Annotated in this window: 11 protein-coding genes; 4 read left to right on the top strand and 7 right to left on the bottom strand. The window is 72.2% G+C overall.

The features are described from left to right. Positions 1-32 precede the first annotated feature (32 nt). Complete coding sequence (locus ACWFR4_RS11515) at positions 33-983, bottom strand: ATP-binding cassette domain-containing protein (protein ID WP_453466571.1); 951 nt, start codon at positions 981-983, stop codon at positions 33-35. A gap of 63 nt (positions 984-1046) precedes the next feature. Between ACWFR4_RS11515 and ACWFR4_RS11510 the strand changes: the two genes are divergently transcribed. Further along, positions 1047-1757, top strand: a complete 711-nt coding sequence (locus ACWFR4_RS11510; RefSeq protein ID WP_453466573.1) for a TetR/AcrR family transcriptional regulator — start codon at positions 1047-1049, stop codon at positions 1755-1757. Between the two features lie 21 nt (positions 1758-1778). On the opposite strand, the gene ACWFR4_RS11505 is transcribed toward ACWFR4_RS11510, so the two are convergent. Genes ACWFR4_RS11505 through hmgA form a run of 3 tightly spaced genes read right to left on the bottom strand, consistent with a single transcriptional unit; the run spans position 1779 to position 5118 of the window. Then, entirely contained in the window at positions 1779-2999 is a 1221-nt protein-coding gene (locus tag ACWFR4_RS11505; protein ID WP_453466577.1) for a type ISP restriction/modification enzyme, read from the bottom strand. A gap of 12 nt (positions 3000-3011) precedes the next feature. Then, positions 3012-3761: a GntR family transcriptional regulator gene (locus ACWFR4_RS11500; protein ID WP_453652087.1), complete on the bottom strand. Its 750-nt coding sequence runs from the start codon at positions 3759-3761 to the stop codon at positions 3012-3014. Positions 3762-3801: 40 nt separating this feature from the next. Continuing rightward, a complete protein-coding gene (gene hmgA / locus ACWFR4_RS11495; protein WP_453466581.1) occupies positions 3802-5118 on the bottom strand; it encodes a homogentisate 1,2-dioxygenase in 1317 nt (438 codons plus the stop codon). 101 nt (positions 5119-5219) lie between these two features. On the opposite strand from hmgA, the gene ACWFR4_RS11490 reads away from it, so the two are divergent. The 3 genes from ACWFR4_RS11490 (at position 5220) to ACWFR4_RS11480 (ending at position 8762) form a co-directional block, all read left to right on the top strand. After that, the gene (locus tag ACWFR4_RS11490) at positions 5220-5852 is read left to right on the top strand and encodes a TetR family transcriptional regulator (RefSeq protein WP_453652085.1); all 633 of its coding nucleotides are present in this window, start codon (positions 5220-5222) and stop codon (positions 5850-5852) included. Between the two features lie 199 nt (positions 5853-6051). Next, positions 6052-7488 (top strand): CitMHS family transporter, encoded by a 1437-nt coding sequence (locus ACWFR4_RS11485; protein ID WP_453466585.1) that lies wholly within the window; start codon positions 6052-6054, stop codon positions 7486-7488. A gap of 5 nt (positions 7489-7493) precedes the next feature. After that, positions 7494-8762 carry an MFS transporter gene (locus tag ACWFR4_RS11480; RefSeq protein WP_453466587.1) on the top strand — a complete coding sequence of 423 codons (1269 nt, stop codon included), beginning with the start codon at positions 7494-7496 and terminating at the stop codon, positions 8760-8762. Positions 8763-8768: 6 nt separating this feature from the next. Here ACWFR4_RS11480 and ACWFR4_RS11475 read toward each other — a convergent pair whose 3' ends face one another. From ACWFR4_RS11475 to ACWFR4_RS11465, 3 genes are all read right to left on the bottom strand, one after another. After that, a complete protein-coding gene (locus tag ACWFR4_RS11475) occupies positions 8769-12044 on the bottom strand; it encodes an ATP-binding protein (protein WP_453652083.1) in 3276 nt (1091 codons plus the stop codon). Between the two features lie 84 nt (positions 12045-12128). Further along, on the bottom strand, positions 12129-15047 hold the full coding sequence (locus tag ACWFR4_RS11470; protein ID WP_453652081.1) for an FG-GAP repeat domain-containing protein: 2919 nt from the start codon (positions 15045-15047) through the stop codon (positions 12129-12131). Continuing rightward, positions 15047-17581 carry a S8 family serine peptidase gene (locus ACWFR4_RS11465; RefSeq protein WP_453652079.1) on the bottom strand — a complete coding sequence of 845 codons (2535 nt, stop codon included), beginning with the start codon at positions 17579-17581 and terminating at the stop codon, positions 15047-15049. The genes ACWFR4_RS11470 and ACWFR4_RS11465 overlap by 1 nt, the downstream gene beginning before the upstream one ends. Between the last annotated feature and the right edge of the window lie 256 nt (positions 17582-17837).

Raw genomic sequence — 17837 nt, 5'->3', positions numbered from 1 at the left:
CGAAGGGGAGTTGGGGCCGGTGGGTGGTGCGGTCATGCGACGAGCTCCCGGCCGCCGGTGAGACGGAGGAAGGCCTCGTCCAGGGTCGGCGGGCGCAGGGTCGCGTCGACGATCGGGACGCCCGACGCGTCCAGTTCGCGGACGATGCGGGGGAGGGTGAGGGCCTGGTCGAGGGTGACGACGCCGACCGCCCTGCGGTCCGGGTCGAGGGTCGGCTCGGCGCCGGTGAGCTGGTCGAGGACGACGGCGGCGGCGTGCAGGGCCGCGTCCTCGGCGACCACCACCTCCGCGTAACTGCCGGTCTGCGCCTTGAGTTCGGCGGGGGTACCGCGATGGGCGGCGCGGCCGCCGTCGATCAGGACCACGGAGTCGGCGAGCTGGTCGGCCTCCTCCAGGTACTGCGTGGTGAGCAGCACCGTCGTGCCCTGGCCGGTCAGCTCGCGGACCGCGTCCCAGATGCCGCTCCTGCTGTGCGGGTCGAGGCCCGTCGTGGGCTCGTCGAGGAAGAGCACGGCAGGTCGCGTGAGCAGGCTCGCCGCGAGGTCGAGGCGGCGGCGCATGCCGCCGGAGTACGTACGGGCCGTGCGGTCGGCCGCCGCGGTGAGGTCGAAGCGGTCGAGCAGTTCGTCGGCGCGGCTCCGCGGCAGCCGCAGGAGGCGGGCGAACAGGCGCAGGTTCTCGCGCCCGGTGAGGTCGCCGTCGACCGACGCGTACTGCCCGGTGACGCCGATACGGCGGCGTACGGCCGGTGCCTCGGTCAGGACGTCGTGGCCCGCGACGCGCGCGGACCCCGCGTCGGGCCGCAGCAGGGTGGTGAGCACCCGGACGGCCGTCGTCTTGCCCGCGCCGTTCGGCCCGAGCAGCCCGCAGACCGTGCCCTCCTCGACGGCGAGATCGAGGCCCCGCAGGGCGTGGACCACCTGGTCCCCGGAGCCGTAACGCTTCTCCAGACCTTCACTAAGTACAGCGTACGTAGAAGTCATGGAGCCACCGTAGCGCACTACGTACGGTGTACGTAACTACGATGGTGGGCGAGGTGATGATCGATGACGGGCCGAGCGGCCGAACCCGAAGTGATCTGGACGCGCCCCGAGCGCGCGGGCCGTGGCCCGAAACCCGCCTACGGCAGGGGTGACATCGCGGCCGCCGCCGTGCGCGTCGCGGACGCGGACGGGATCGATGCCGTGTCGATGCGGCGGATCGCGGGCGAGCTGGGCCTCGGCACGATGTCGCTCTACAACTACGTGCCGAGGAAGGACGACCTCTACGAGCTGATGATCGACGCGGTGAGTGCCGAGTACGACCTGACCGAGCCGACCGGCGACTGGCGCGCCGACCTGCTCGCTCTCGCCCGGCAGGCCCGCGCCCTGATGATCCGGCACCCGTGGATGCCCCGGCTCATGTCACCCGTCTACGGCTTCAGCCCGAACGCGCTGCGGTACCTGGAGTACTGCATGACCTGCCTCGAACCGGTCGACCTGCCGGCCGGGACGAAGATGGAACTCGTCGCGTCCCTCACCGGCGTCGTGACGTTCTACGTCGCCAACGAGATCGCCTCCGCCGAGCGGACCCGTTCGCTGCCCTGGTCCGAGGAGCAGGAGTACGCCGCGCGGACCGCCTACCTGGTGAGCCGGATCTCGACCGGTGAGTATCCGCACCTGGCCGCCGCGTTCGCCCAGAGCACCGGCCCCGTCGACATGGAGGCGGCCTTCGAGCGGGCCCTCGGGCGCACGCTCGACGGGTTCGTGCCCTCCTGAGTCCGGCAGGAGCACCGAGCTTCAGAGCAGTGCGAACTGGCCGCCCGGGCCCTCCTCGTGATGGTCGAGGACCGAGGCCGGCCTGCGCGTGGCCGGCGCCGGCGGCAGGACGCGCGCCCCGAGCAGGTCCGTCGCCGTGATGAGCGACGCGGCGTCTGCCAGCAACTCCTCCTGCTGCGCGCGCAGTTCGGCCAGCAGCGCCAGTACCGTGACGATCTCCAGCAGCTCCGACGTCCACGGCTGCGGCCAGCTGCCGGGCCGGATCCCGGCCAGCGTCCCCGGCTCGGCGGCCGCGGTCCTGCGCGCGAACCACTGCTCGATCACCCGCACCCCGCTCACCTGGAAGTCCCAGGCCTCGACGGGGACCGGGGAGATGCGGCCGTCGCCGACGAGCAGGGCCTCCTCCTCGCGGTCGTAGAGCAGCTCGGTGGGGCGGTCCGGAAGCGGGGCGCGCACGTACGGGCGGCGGCCCCCGGGGAGTTTGGGGCGGTCGCCCTCGCCGCCGCGGCGCAGCAGCCACAGGATCCGCTCGCCGAGCGCTGTGCCGCAGGCCCAGACCCCGGCGTCGTCAGGGAGCGGGACCCGCGGGCCCTGCGGGGAGGGCCGCGCCGCGGCGAGGGTCCAGGCGAGCAGGTCACGCGCCCCGACCTCGTGCCCGTACCGGCCGGAGAGCTCGGTGAGCAGGCCGGGCGTCACATTCGGTTCGCGGCCTCCCGGGCGCCGGTACAGCGGGCGGATGCGGCCGGGGCGTCCCGCCGGGGAGCGGCCCTCGGGCAGGATCGCGCAGGCGAGCACCGCGGGTCCGCCCGCCCCGGGCACGAACCCCTGCTCGACGAGGAACAGCTGGCTCTCGTCGGCCACCCGCCACAGCTCGGGGCGGGCCGCGTCGATCAGCCGGTGGTCCGGTATCAGCCACTGCTCGTCGAAGGGGGCGTGCAGTACCCGGACGGGTTCGGGGCAGGGGCCCTCGGCGTGGGTCAGGTCGTCCGTCGGGGTGCGCCGGCCGGGGAGCTGGGCGACGGCCGTGCGCAGGGTACGCGCCCGGCTCGGTTCGAGCAGCGACTCGCGCTCCGCGGCCTCGGCCTTCACGAACGCGGACCAACGGGCCTTCAGGGAAGCCGGGTCCGGCGCCAGCGGCCAGGCGCGGCCCAGGCGCAGGGGCGCGACGGACCACGGCATGAGGTCCGCGAGCAGCGGCGCGTCAACAAGGCTTTCGAGGCTGTCGGGCGTCACGCCCGGCATCGTACGACGCGGTCAGTGCGCGTCGAGAGTGACCGTGAAGGAGAACCGGTCACCGCGGTAGTGGATGACGGCGACGTCCAGCGGCCGGCCGTCCTCGTCGTAGGTGATGCCCGTGTAGTGCAGGATCGGGCTGAGCAGCGGCACTTGGAGCAGCCGGGCCGTCTCCGGGTCCGCGAGGCGGGCCTCGACGGTGTCGGTGATCCGGCTGATGCGCACGCCGACGACGTCGCGCAGGACCTTCGTCATCGGCCAGCGCACCAGGTCGTCCAGGTCGACGCGGTCGGCGAGGTCGGCCCTGATGTAGTTGCGGGCGTGGTTCGTCGGCTCGCCGGTCTTCTCGTCGCAGCGCAGCCGGTGGTACGTCGTCACGCTCTCGGCCTCCGGAAAGTACTCGGCGATCGCGCCGGGCACCGGCACCGTGCCGTGGTCCAGCAGCTCGGTCGTCATGCCGGACTGCTGGGCCACGATGGCGTCGACCGAGCCGAGCAGGCGCACGGGCGCTCCTCGCCGCGCGGCCGGCTCGATGAAGGTGCCGCGCCTGCGGTGCCGGGTGATCAGCCCCTCGTCCTCCAGCTCCTTGAGCGCCTGCCGCATGGTCAGGACGCTCACCCCGTAGTGCCCCGCGAGCTGTTCCTCGGTGGGCAGGCGCAGCGGGTCGTCGGGGGAGCGCCCCAGTATGGAGGCGCGCAGGGACTGCGACACCTGATACCAGAGCGGCAGCTTGCGGTTCAGGACGATCGAGTCCGGGGCGAAAGAGGTCACGGGGCTATCCGTATCGGTCGGGCGCGTTCAGTGCAACGGCTCAGCGCGACGGCCTGAAGTGCCGTTCGAGGCCGCTCCACACGTCGTCGTAGCCGCGCTGGAGGTGATCGGCCTGCGCCGCCTGGGCGGTCGCGGTCACCGGCCACCGGGTCTCGAACATGAAGGCGAGCCCGTCGTCGACCTTCTGCGGCCTGAGCTCGGCGGCCGACGCCTTGTCGAACGTCTCACGGTCCGGGCCGTGCGCCGACATCATGTTGTGCAGCGAACCACCGCCCGGAACGAAGCCTTCAGCCTTGGCGTCGTACGCACCCTCGATCAGGCCCATGTACTCGCTCATCACGTTCCGGTGGAAGTACGGCGGCCGGAACGTGTCCTCGCCGACCAGCCAGCGCGGCGCGAACACGACGAAGTCCACGCCCGCGAGCCCGGGGGTGTCGCTCGGCGAGGTGAGGACCGTGAAGATCGACGGATCCGGGTGGTCGTAGCTGACCGACCCGATGACATTGAAGCGGCGCAGGTCGTAGACGTACGGGACATGGTTGCCGTGCCAGGCGACGACATCGAGCGGCGAGTGGTCGTACGTGGCGTGCCAGAGGTTTCCGCAGAACTTGTTCACCACCTCCACCGGCCCTTCGGTGTCCTCGTACGCGGCGACGGGGACCATGAAGTCCCGGGCGTTCGCCAGGCCGTTGGCGCCGATCGGGCCCAGGTCGGGCAGCCGGAAGGGGGAGCCGTAGTTCTCGCAGACGTAGCCGCGGGCATCGCCGTCGAGGAGTTCGACGCGGAAACGGACCCCGCGCGGGATCAGCGCGACGTGGCCCGGATCCACGTGCAGCAGGCCGAACTCGGTGTGCAGCAGCAGACCGCCGCGCTCGGGGACGATCAGGAGTTCGCCGTCCGCGTCGCTGAACACCCGGCCCGTCATGGAGGAGTTGGCGTGGTAGAGGTGCACGGCCATACCGGTGCGCTGGGTCGCGTCGCCGTTCCCGCCGAGGGTCCACAGGCCCGCCAGGAAGTCCGTGCCGGGGGCCGGCTCGGGCAGCGGGTTCCAGCGCAGCCGGTTGGGGTCGGGGACCGACTCGGTGAAGGGAGCGGTGCGCAGCGCGCCGTTGTCCGCCCGTACGAACGCCGGGTGCGCGGCCGAGGGGCGGATCCGGTACAGCCACGAACGCCGGTTGTGCGCCCTCGGCTCGGTGAACGCGGCGCCGCTCAGCTGCTCCGCGTACAGACCGAGCGGGGCGCGCTGCGGCGAATTGCGTCCGTGGGGCAGAGCGCCGGGCACCGCCTCCGAGCTGTGCTCGTTGCCGAAGCCCGAGAGGTAGGCAAGCCCCTCGGCGGTCTTCCTCGCGTCACGCATGTCGCTCCCTCGTCCATGATTCCTATGCTCAACCGTAGGATTCCCTCTTTCCTCGCGCAAGAACACCCCGCGAAGCTGAACAGTCCTCTACTCTCCGGGGCATGCCGTGGACGCCGCCCGTGGAACCCGTGACCAACTCCACGTCCCTGCGCCGCGCGCCCGTCCAGCAGCGCAGCGCCGAACGCCTGAGCCGGATACTCGACGCCTGCGCGCAACTGCTCGACGAAGGCGGCTACGAGGACCTCAGCACCCGGGCCGTGGCGGTCCGCGCCGGAGTGCCCATCGGCTCCGTCTACCGCTTCTTCGGCAACAAGCGCGCCCTCGTCGACGCCCTCGCCGAGCGCAATCTGCACCGCTACGCCGAGCGCGTCGCCGGGCGCCTCGCGGGGGTCCCCGCGGCCGACTGGCGCGGCGCGATGGACGCCGTCCTCGACGAGTACCTCGCCATGAAGCGCACCGCTCCCGGCTTCTCCCTCGTCGACTTCGGCAACCAGATCCCCGTCGGTGCCGACGCCGGCCCCAACCACCGCCTCACCGACCGCCTCACCGAGCTGCTCGCCGGCCACCTCGGCCGCACGCCCGACGACACCCTGCGGCGCACCTTCCTGGTCGCCGTCGAATCAGCGGACGCCCTGGTCCGGCTCGCGTTCCGGCTCGACCCGGCGGGCGACGAGAACGTCATCGCGGAGACGCGGGAGCTGCTGCGGGCGTATCTGGCGCGGGTGCTGGACTGATCCGGGGGCCCGGCGGGGGCGCGTATCGGAGCCCTGAATGTCCTCACCGGCCGCCCCGATCGCCACCCAACCCCGTGACCTGGAGTTTTGCGCTTATTGCTCGCACGTCAACATCTTGTTAACGCTGATGCGCGCGCCCTAACGTCTCGCTGACCGCAAGGCCCCGGTGGAAGTTCAAGGGCGAACGTTAGGTATCCACATGTTGACCATCCTCGGCTTCGGCATGATTGCCACCTTCCTGGTGCTGATCATGATGAAGAAGGTGTCGCCGATCGCGGCGCTCGTGCTCATCCCGGCTCTTTTCTGCGTCTTCGTGGGCAAGGGAGCCAAGCTCGGCGACTACGTCGTCGCGGGCATCGGTGACCTCGCGCCCACCGCGGCGATGCTGATGTTTGCCATCGTCTACTTCGGTCTGATGATCGACGTAGGCCTCTTCGACCCGATCGTGCGCGGCATCCTGCGCTTCGCCAAGGCCGACCCGGTCCGCATCGTCGTCGGCACCGCCGTCCTCGCGGCGATCGTCTCGCTCGACGGCGACGGATCGACCACCTTCATGATCACCGTCTCGGCGATGTACCCGCTGTACAAGCGCCTCAAGATGAGCCTGATCGTGATGACCGGCGTCGCCGCGACCGCCAACGGCGTCATGAACACGCTGCCCTGGGGCGGCCCCACCGCCCGCGCCGCGACCGCGCTGAAGCTCGACGCCGGCGACATCTTCGTGCCGATGATCCCGGCGCTCGCCGTCGGCCTGCTCTTCGTCTTCGCCCTCGCCTACGTCCTGGGCCGCCGCGAGCGCAAGCGCCTCGGCTACCTCTCCCTCGACGAGGTCACCGAGACCGTCACGGAGAACTCCGACGAGAAGATGCTCGTGGGCGCCGGTGCCTCCGGCGATAAGGCTTCCGGTTCCGGTTCCGGCAAGAAGTCCTCCGGCGGCGCCGGTACGGGTTCCGGCTCCGCCGCGCCCTCGTACGAGAACGAGGACGGCGAGACCTTCTCGGCCCTCGACCCGAACCGCGCCACCCTGCGGCCCAAGCTCTACTGGTTCAACGCGCTCATGACGGTCACGCTGCTCACCGCGATGATCATGGAGTGGCTGCCGATCCCGGTCCTGTTCATCCTGGGCGCCGCGCTCGCCCTCACGGTGAACTTCCCGCACATGCCCGACCAGAGGGCCCGCCTCGCCGCCCACGCCGAGAACGTCCTGAACGTCTCCGGCATGGTCTTCGCCGCCGCTGTCTTCACCGGCGTCCTCCAGGGCACCGGCATGGTCGACCACATGGCCAAGTGGGTCGTCGGCGGCATCCCCGACTGGATGGGCCCGCACATGGCCCTCGTCACCGGCGTCCTGTCCATCCCGTTCACGTACTTCATGTCGAACGACGGCTTCTACTTCGGCATCCTGCCCGTCCTCGCCGAGGCCGGGAACGCGCACGGCGTCTCCACCCTCGAGATCGCCCGCGCCTCCCTCATCGGCCAGCCGCTGCACATGTCGAGCCCGCTCGTCCCCGCCGTCTTCGTCCTCGTGGGCATGGCCAAGGTCGAGTTCGGCGACCACACGAAATTCACGGTCAAATGGGCCGCTCTCACCGCACTGGTGATGCTCGGCGCCGGATTCCTCTTCGGGATCCTCTGACCCCGATGAGTCTCACAACAGAGCCCGGCAGGAGAAGCTGGCTGCTCCGCCTCGTCATCGCCTTCAGCTTCGCGCAGGGGGCGGTGTCGATGGCGCGGCCGGCCGTCTCCTACCGGGCTCTCGCGCTCGGCGCGGACGAACGCGCCATCGGTGTGATCGCGGGCGTGTACGCGCTCCTTCCGCTGTTCGCGGCCGTGCCGCTGGGCCGCCGCACCGACCACGGCCGGTGCGCGCCCCTGCTGCCCGTCGGCGTCGTCCTCATCGCCGGCGGCTGCGCGCTCAGCGGCACGGCCGACTCGCTCGCCTCGATGGCCGCGTGGAGCGGGGTGATGGGGCTCGGCCATCTGTCGTTCGTGATCGGCGCGCAGTCGATCGTCGCCCGGCAGTCGGCTCCGGCCGAACAGGACCGCAACTTCGGTCACTTCACGATCGGCGCCTCCCTCGGCCAGCTCGTCGGGCCGATCGCCGCGGGCGCGCTCATCGGCGGGCCCGACCTGGCGGCCACGAGTGCGCTCGCGCTGCTCGTCGCGGCCGCCGTCGCCGCGGTCTCCTTCACCTCGCTGTGGCGCATCGAGCACCCTCGTACGACGACGGGCGCGGCTGCTCCGGCCGGGCAGCGCGTACCCGTCGGCCGCATCCTGCGCACCCGGGGTGTGCCCGGCGGCATCTTCATCTCGCTCGCCGTGCTGTCCGCGACGGACATCCTCACGGCGTATCTGCCGGTGGTCGGCGAGCACCGGGGGATCGCGCCGTCCGTCGTCGGCCTGCTGCTGAGCCTGCGGGCTGCCGCCACCATTGCCTGTCGGCTGGTCATGACGCCGATGCTGCGTGTCCTCGGACGGGCGGCACTTCTCGCGACCACCTGCCTGGTCGCCGGGGTCATGTGCGCGGGGATCGCGCTGCCCGTGCCGGTGTGGGCGCTCGCGCTGATGCTTGCCGTGCTCGGGTTCTGCCTGGGTGTCGGGCAGCCGCTGTCCATGACGACGGTCGTTCAGGCGGCGCCTGATGATGCCCGGTCCACGGCGCTTGCGCTGCGGCTCACCGGCAACCGGCTGGGGCAGGTGGCGGCGCCGGCCGCCGCCGGGCTCGTGGCGGGGGTTGCTGGTGTCGCGGCGCCGTTCTTGATGCTGGGCGTACTTCTTGTAGGAGCGGCGGGGGTCGGGGTGCGGAGCGGGGGCGGGGGGTCCTCCGGGCGGGGTCTCTTGCCCAAGCCCGTCCCTTCCCGAACCGGGGCTCCGCCCCGGACCCCGCTCCTCAAGCGCCGGAGGGGCTGAAAGGGCCTAGCTCAGCGCGGCCTGGGCCCGGCCGAACACGGCCCTGGCCTCCGCCTCCGCCAGGCGTTCGCCTGCCTTTCGGGCGCGGGTGGCTTCGGCCTCGGCGAGCGTTGCTGCCTGGGCGGGGCGGCCCGCCTCCAGGTGGGCCCAGGCCGTGAGATGGCCCGCGTCCGTCGTCCCCGCCAGCAGGGTCAGCGCCTCCTCGGGGCGGCCCCGGCGTACGCCCAACTCGGCCCGGGCAAGCCGTACTTCCTGCTGGGCCTGCCGGTCGCCCTGCGCGTCGGCGGTCCGGCCCGCGCGGTCCAGGAGGGCGGCGCAGGACTCCGCGTCACCCGACCGCATCCGTACCCGCGCCAGCGCGGCCAGCGCATACGGAGCGCACCAGCCCGTGTGCGGCTCCGACTCGCGTACCGCGTCCTGCGCGAGGTCGCGCGCCGCGTCGTACTCCTCCAGGAGCAGATGGAGTTCGGCGAGATTGGCCCGCTCGAAGGCCGCCGCCGTCGGGTCACCGGAGCGCTCGGCCAGCGCGAGGGCACGCTCGCCCGTCGTGATGGCCTCCCGCAGCCGCCCCGACCGGCGCGCGTGCTCCCGCAGGACGGAGAGGACCGAGCCGAGCAACTGCGGATCCCCGTACGCCTCCGCGTGCGGCAGCGCACGGTCCGCCACGGGCCTGGCCTGCGCGAAGCGCCCGGCGAGGGCCAGCGACGTGGCCTGCGTGGCGAGCGAACGCGCGAGCAGACCGCGCTGTTCGGGCCCCGCCACCCGCAGCGCCGCCGCGTGTGCCGCCTCTCCCGCGGTGACGGCCTCCGGGTAGCGCCCGGTGACGAAGTACAGGAGGGAGCGGGCGAGATGGTGCGCGGTGGCCGCCTCCGGCGCTGTTCCCGCGGCGGGCGGCGCCGCGTCGAGGAGGGTGAGCCCCTCCTCCGTGGAGCGGGTCTTCGCGAGGACCTCGGCGAGCCGGGCCGAGGCCAGGACGCGCCCGTCCGCGTCGTCGCGGCGCGCCACGTCGTCGAGGGCCTCGCGCAGCACCCGCGCCGCGTCCTCGTACCGCGCCATGCGCCGCAGTACGGCCGCCCGGTCGATCCTGGCCCGCGCCGACTCGGCGGCGAACGCGTCGAGACGGTCGGTGAGCTGGGCGTAGTAGTGGTCCGCGGTGTCGTTCGCGCACAGGGCGGCAGCCCGCTCGGCAGCCTGCCGGAGATAGCCGGTGGCGCGCGGGTCGTCGGCGCGGGTCAGATGCGCGGCGAGCGTGTCCACGGCGTCGGGCCTGCGCCGCAGCACGGCCTCCGCGTACGCCGAGTGGAGGAGGCGGCGGCGGGCGGCCGAGAGGCGCTCGTAGCAGGTGAGGCGTACGAGGGGGTGGCGGAAGGTGAGACCGGACACGGTGCGCCCGTCGGCGACGACGTCCCGTTCGGCGAGGACCGAGGCCGCGACGGCCGCGTCGGCGCCGGACGTCGCCTCGGCCATGGAGAGCAGCGGGTGCAGCCCCGCGCTCGCGACGTCGAGCACCTCGGCGAGCGCCGCGTCCCCGCCGGCCACCGCCACGGCCTCCACGACCCGGCGTGCGGCGGACCCGAGCCGCGCGAGCCGGGCGGCCACCAACTGCCTTACCCCGTAGGGAGTTTGATGCTCAGGCTCGGCTGCCTCCGTCATCGTTGCCTCGCCCGCACGTCCATCCCCGAATGCCCGCGCCAGTTCCAGGGCGAAGAGCGGGTTGCCCAGCGAGAGGTCCCAGACCCGCTCGGGTACGGCGGACCCGGCCGGCAGGCCCAGCGCGTCTGCGGCCAGGGTCAGGCAGTCGTCGCGGCCCAGGCGGGGCAGGTCCACGTGGCGCGCGAGTCGCTGGCGTACGAGGGATTCGAGGCCCGCGCGGCGCGGGTCGGTCTCGGTGAGTTCCTCGGCCCGGTAGGTCGCCACGAAGCGGACGGGGCCGCGGGCCGTCCTGGCGCGCCGGGCCAGATGGCCGAGCAGCTGGAACGAGCCCGTGTCGGCCGCGTGCAGGTCGTCGAGGACGACCAGGACGGGCGCCGTCCGAGCAAGGTCGCCGAGCAGCCCGGACGCAGCCCGGAACAGCCGCTCCCGCTCCTCCTCCGGACTGCGCTCCGCGCCACCGCCGGCCTGCCCCAACGACGGGAGCAGTGACGCCAGTTCGGGGTACTCGGTGCCGGCCCTGGCGCGCTCCGCGGGCGGCCGGTCGGCCAGCCAGCCGTCGAGTGCCTCCACGAAGGCGCCGAACGGCGTGTGTCCTTCCGCGTCGTGGCCCGCACCCCACAGCACCGCGGAGCCTTCGCCGAGAGCACGTCGCGCGGCCTCGCTCACCAGGCGCGTCTTGCCGAGCCCCGCCTCGCCGCTGATCAGCTGTACGGCAGGCGCGTCCGGTGCGAGCAGCCGGTCGAGGACCGCGTCCCGTCCCCGCAGCGGCGCCGGCGTGGGCCCCCGCACCGCTCCCGGCGGCGCGAATCCCGCGGCGGGCCGCACCACCCGGGCCGCCGCTCCGCCCGCGTCGAGGGCGAGCAGATGGAGCCGCTGAGTCCGGGGCCCGGGACGCACGCCGAGTTCGGAGTCGAGGGCCTCGCGGCACGCGTGGAACTGCCGTACCGCCTGCCGCCGCAGCCCTTGGCGCAGATAGGCGCTCATGAGGAGCTGATGGGCGCGCTCGTCCGCCGGATTCTCGTCGAGCGCCGACCGGGCAACCGTGGCGGCCTCGTCGGCGGCATCCTCGTCGAGCAGCGCCTCGGCCAGTGCGGTCCGCAGCCGTTCGCACACGACGGCGAGCCGCTCGCGCCGCGAGTCGGTCCACGGCGCGTACCGGTCCTCCGGCAGCAGTTCCCCCGTGAACGCGCCGAGCGCGGCACGGAGTCGAGGGGAAGAGCCGGAGTCGAGCGCCGCTTCCGCCAGTCGCTCCGCGTGGTCGGCGTCGATCCAGACCGTCCGCGGATCGAGGCGCAGGAGCGTGCCGTCCGAGATGAGGTACGAGGAGGCCGCGCGCGGCGCCAGCTCCGGCTCCAGGGCGCGGCGCGCGGCGTGCAGGGCGACGCGCAGGCTGCCGAGCGCGGCGGACGCGTCGGCGTCGGGCCAGCAGATGTCCATGGCCTGTTCGCGGTGCAGGCTGTGGCCGGGGGAGACCGCGAGGAGTTTGACGAGGGCGCGGGCGCTGGGGCGCGGCCATCGTTCGGCGGGGGCGGGGCCGCCGTCGCGAGTGAGCCGAAAGCCGCCGAAAAGGTGTAGACGCAGCAGTGGAGGAGCGGATTCCGTGCCGTGGTTCGTGTCGTCCGCACCCATAAGGGCGCACTTTAACCCCCTGGCCCAGGCGCACCGCAGGCCCCCCGAACGGATGTCCGGAGGGCCTGCGGGTGATGGCGAGGGTCAGGAGAGCGTGTTCACCGTCAGCTGGGAGATCGCGGTGAACTGGTTCAGGTACCGGCCGCCGAGCAGCTCAGTCGTCCGGTCGAAGCCCGTCTCGTCGAAGCCGAGGTTCACGACCTCGTCGACGCCGTCACCGTCCAGGTCGCCGGAGAAGTACTCCCGGGCGCCCATCAGCGTGACTCGACCCACGGAAGCGGGGTAGTTGTGGCCCCCGGTGAGCACGGCCGGGTCGTAGAGGTCGAGGCCCGCCTGAGTGCCCGCTGCGAGGAGCCGCTTTCCGCCGGGTCCGGTCAGGAAGCCGCCGGTCTCCGTGCTGGCCAAGGTGAAGATCGAGTAGTCCTGGCCGCCGGCCCCGTAGGTGCGGAACGAAGCGGTCCCCGCGAGGTTCAGCCCCTCCGGCCCGGTGAAGTAGTTCCCGAGCGTCCAGGCGCCGCCGGCCAGGCCCTGGTGCAGGACCTCGCCGGTGCGGCTGTCGCGGATCTCGACGACGTTGCGCAGACTCGTCGCGTCCGGGGCGCCCGACGCGGTGGTGGAGGTCGCCGCCATCCAGGTGTAGACGACCGCGTGCCCGTCGGCGTACGGGATCTTCGGCGAGGTGAACACGCCTCGCTTCAGGACGGCGCCGTACAGCTTTCCGTCGACGGCCTCGGCCGGGGCCTTCGGCGAGGCGGTCCAGCGCACTGTGCCCTTCTCGGCCTCGAGTGCGACGCCGTCGACCACGGGTGAGTCCTTGTCGAGGGAGTCGGTGCTGCTGTACTGCGCGTACACCCGGCCCTCGCCCACCGCGGGGTCGCCGAACACGACGTCGCCCGCGCTGTCCGGTGCCGCGTACGTCCACAGCGCCGAGCCGTCGCCGCGGTAGGCCCGCAGCTTGTCGGTGGGCACGAGGAGGTCGGCACGCTTGTCGCCGTTCAGGTCGGCGACCGTCACGGAGCGGATGAACTGTCCCTTCCCGTCGATGCGTTCGAGGGTCTTGCCGGTGCGGCCGTCGAGGACCGCGACCGCCGTGTCCGCGGCCACCGCGAAGTCGTCGACGCCGTCGCCGTTGACGTCGCCCTTCTCGATCCGGTGCACCTGGCCCGGCACGGTGGCCTTCCACAGGAGTTTCGGCTTGCCCGCGGTCAGCGAGGGACCCGAGTAGGCCCACACGCCATCGGACTTGCCGCCGACGACCAGGTCGTTCTTCTTGTCGCCGTCGAGGTCGGCCGAGGCCGAGGACGACAGGTCGCCCTGGAAGGGCAGCAGGGTCTGCTGCTTGCCGTTGCCGAACCCGTAGGTGCGCAGGTTCTGGTTCTGGTCGACCGTGCGGACGTGCCGGCCGTCGGCGTCGCGGTAGACCTGGGCGAACATCGGCGACGCGCCGGTGCCCTTCTCCTGCCAGCGCACGTCACCGCTGCCGGAGAACACGGTGAGCGAGGCGTACTGGCCGCCCCCGGGGTTCTCCGCGGAGTTCATGCCGGTGTCGTCCTGGGCGGCCGTCACGAGGCTGCCGCCGACGATGTCGAGGCTCCAGACGCTCGGACCGTCGTGGCTGTTGTCGGCGGCCCGCTTGATGGTGGAGGACCACAGCAGCGTGGCGGGGTCCGCTCCGTCCACGACCCGGACGGTGTTGGCGTTGAGGTACAGATACGGGTCGAGCGTGGACTCGCTGACCACGTACTCGGGCTTCCGGTCGCCCCGCAGGTCACCGATCGTCATGTCGGTGGGCAGCGCGTTGATCCGGGTGTCGAGGGTGGTCCGTTTGCCGTCGGTCAGGGAGTAGGAGTCGATCTCGTACTTGACGCCGTCGTTCGGGTCGGACTGCTCCAGGGCCACGAGCCGGCCGCGCGCGGTGTCCAGGTGCAGCTGGCGCGAGTAAAGAGCGCTGTCCGTCTGCCACTTGACCTTGCCGTCGGCGGTGTCGAGCACGAGAGTGCGGCCGCGGCCAGCCGTCGTGGCTGTCTTGCGCTGGTTGTACGACGCGGCGACCAGGCCGCCACCGAGATCCTCCAGAGCACCCCACGCCGTGCGGTCGCGCACCCCTGTGTCGTACGTCCACGTGTCGGTGGGCTTCAGTGCCCCGTCGGCGTACGCGAAGCGGATGCCGGAGACGGTGGCGGTCGCGGCGGCCGGGGAGTTGAGGTTGTAGTACGGCGCGTCCGTGACGACGAGCGTCTTGCCGACGAGCTTCACGTTGTAGGCGTACGCGTACAGCTTCGACCACAGCGTCTTGCCGGTCTTCCCGTCGAGCACCGTGACGAAGGTGCCGTTGGCGAGGGACGAGCCGGGCGAGGTGAAGGGGCGGTACGGGTTCACGCCGACGCTCGCCGAGAACACCACGTCGTCCACGCCGTCGCCGGTCAGATCGCCGGTCACGTACCCCTGGTCGGAGGCCGGTGTGAACGGGCTGACCGCGTTGTAACCCATGACGATCCGCGCCGGGTACGGCTCCGTCTGCCATGGCCGGGAGTTCTTGACACCCCAGTCCGCGTACAGCGAGGCGTTGTCGCGCCGCCACAGGGCGGTGCCGTCGGCCTTGCTGCGCTGGACGCTGCCGAGGCTGTGCAGGGTGAAGTAGTCGCCGCCCTTGACCCCGGCGGGGACGGTGGCGGCGAGGCCGCGCACGCCTTCCAGCGCGGACCTGGAGGAGAGGGTGACGGCGCCGTCGGTGCCGGTGCCTTCGTCGAGGTGGGAGCCGGAGCCCTGCCCGTCCGTACCGGAGCCTTCGGTCGCACCCTGCGGGTCGACCGTCTCGCGGTCGGCGTCCGCGTAGGGGTTGAGCTGGGCGTGGTCCGCGAGCTTCTCGGCCTGGCTGTCCGTCAGCGTCAGCAGGGAACCGTCGTCGTCGGCCGCGAGGGCGGGCGGCGCGGCGCTCAGCGCCAGACCGGCCGCGACCAGCGCGGAGGCGAGCCGCAGCGCCCGCCAGGAGTTGCTTCTCATCACTTGGTCCCCTGCGCGATGCGGATGGCGGCCTTGTCCTTGAGGACCGGCTCGTTGAAGGAGTACTGGAGGGCGTCGGTGCCGGCCTGGTTCTCGATGCCGACGGTGGCGCTCGCGCCGCCGCCCGGCACGGCGAGGTACTGGAGGGTGATGGCGCCGGTGGCCTCGTCGAAGACGGCCTCGAAGGTGACGCGGCCCGGACTCCCGTTCGCGAACGCGGCGTTGGTCCACACGACGGCGAACTTCCGGCTGCCGGCCGTGCCGGTGGTGGAGGTCTGCACGCTCGACTTCTTGTCCAGGGTCAGGTCGTCCCAGAACGCGGCGACGGTGCCGTTCGGCTTGTCCGCCGACGGGAGTGCGACGTTCTCGTAGTCGCCGAGCCGCGGCTCCATGAAGTTGATCAGGCCGTTCGTGGTGACGCTCGTGCTGGAGTAGGAGACGCCGTACAGCTTCACCGGGAAGGGCAGCGCGATCGTCTTGGCGTCCTCGTCTCCGCTGAGCGCGACCTTGCTGCTGCCGGGGATCCAGGAGTACGTGGCGGGGGTGCAGCTGTTGCCGGTGCTGTCGGAGCGGGCGGGCACCGGGGCGGTGAGCGTCTCGTCGCCGTCCACGGTCAGCTTGCCGTTGTACGTGCCGTTGCACAGGACGGGCGCGGCTGGCGTGGCGGTCAGCGTGTACGAGCCCTCGGCGACCTTCGGCAGGGTGAAGTGGCCGGTGGCGTCCGTGGTGACGGAGGCGACGGGCGTGCCCGCGACCTGGACGGTGGCCTTGGCCAGCGGCTTGCCGGTGACGTCGAGGACGGTGCCGGACACGGCGTGTGAGGCGACCGCGTTCAGGGCGAAGTCCTCGGTGGCCTGCTCGCCGGTGGTGACGGTGACACCGGACCTGGCGCCGTCCGCGTAGCCGTAGCCACCGAGGGCGAAGTCGTACGTGCCCGCCGGGAGCGTCAGCCGGTAGGAGCCGTCGGCCGCGGTCGTCACGGTGCGGGTCGAGGTGGCGCCCGAGGCCTTCACGGTGACTCCGGACAGCCCGGAGCCCGTCGCCTTGTCGGTGACCTTGCCGGTGACGACGGCCGCCGTGTGCGGGGCCTTGTCGACGGAGGCGAAGATGTCGAGCTTGCCCTCGCCCCACACGTTGTTCGCGCCGGCGGTGCCGCCGCAATGTGTGTCGTCGACGTCGACCGCACCCTCGTTCAGCAGCGCGCGCGTCGCCTCGATGTTGCCGATGAGGGAGGGCGCCGACGCCCAGAGCAGGGCGACGGCGCCCGCGACGTGCGGGGTCGCCATCGACGTACCGGAGATCGACTTGTAGGTGTTGCCCGGCCAGGTGGAGCGGACGTCGACGCCCGGGGCCGAGATGTTCGGCTTCATCGAGCCGTCGAGCCGGGAGGGCCCGAAGCCGGAGAAGTCCGCTATCTTCCCGTTCACGTCGTAGGCGCCGACACCGTACGCCGGTGCCTGCGAGCCCGGCGCGTGGCCGGTCGAGCAGGTCACGCCGTCACCGTCGTTGCCGGAGGCGAACGCCTCGAAGATCCCGGCCGCGTTCCACGCCTCGACGATGTCCTGGTAGAACGTCGTGTCGCCGCCGCCCCAGGAGTTGTTCACGATGTCGGGCGCGAGGTCGGGGCGCGGGTTCTGGCCGTTGTGGTCGGTCGGGGCGAGGATCCACTGGCCCGCCGCTAGCAGTGAGGCGTCCGAACAGGAGCTGGACTCGCAGCCCTTGGCGGCGATCCACTTCGCACCGGGCGCGACCCCGACGCCGCCCGCGCCGACCATGGTGCCCATCGTGTGGGTGCCGTGGCCGTTGTTGTCGCAGGGCGCCGAGGTGGGGCACTGGCCGGTCGGGTCGTACCAGTTGTAGTCGTGCGTGAAGGAACCGTCGCCGTTGTTGCCGCGGTAGTTGGCCTTCAGCGCCGGGTGGTCGTACTGGACGCCCGAGTCGACGTTGGCGATGACGATGCCCTCGCCCCGGTCGTCGTACTGGTCCCAGACCTGGTCGGCCTTGATGTCCTTGACGCCCCACTCGGGGGTGACCGGGCCGCTGTCGCCGGCCGCGTCGGAGACCCGGCTCTCGGTCGCGTCAAGGGCGTAGTGGTGTTCTTTGACGATGCTCGCCACGTCGGCGCGCTTCGCCAGGCCCTCGACGAGCCGCTCGTCGCCGGTCACCTTGAGCGCGTTGGCGATCCAGAACGACTGGTAGCCGACCTTCTCCTTGTCCAGGAAGGACTGCAGGGGCTGCTGGCTGCTCTTGGCCTCGGCGCGCAGCGCGGCGAACGCCGACTTCGCCTTCGCGGCGTGTGTGCGCTCGCCCTTGGCCGCGGACAGGTCCGCCTGCTTCTTGAGGACGACGAAGAAGGTCGACTCCTTGCCCTTCCCGACGGTGTCGAGAACGGACGGGTCGACCTCGGCGGTGCTGCTCGTGGTGGTGTCGGACTGCGCGAAGGCGGGGGCCGGGCCGATCAGGACGGCCGCCGCCGTGATCGCGGCCGCGGCCCACGCGGCAGATCTGCGCCGGGGGGATCGGGGCAGGTGCATAGGAGCGCTCCTCCAGGACTGGTACGGGGGAGCCCGCTCCGCCCCCGTACTCACGGGGGAGGTACGGGGGCGGGGCGGGCTGGTCCGGGACGCTAGGAGGGGGCCGTTACTGGCGCATTACCGGCCTGGACGAGGCGGACTTCGCGCGCTGGGCGTGGCACCGTGACGGGAGCCATGGAAGTGGCCCCTGGCGCCCAAAAACTAACGGCGCTAGTTTGGGCCGCGGACGACTACGCCGTAGCGGACGACTGTGCCG

The sequence above is a fragment of the Streptomyces sp. NPDC055140 genome (assembly GCF_053607285.1).
Note: the sequence above shows the minus strand (reverse complement) of the source record. Positions and strands in the feature narration are given on the sequence as shown.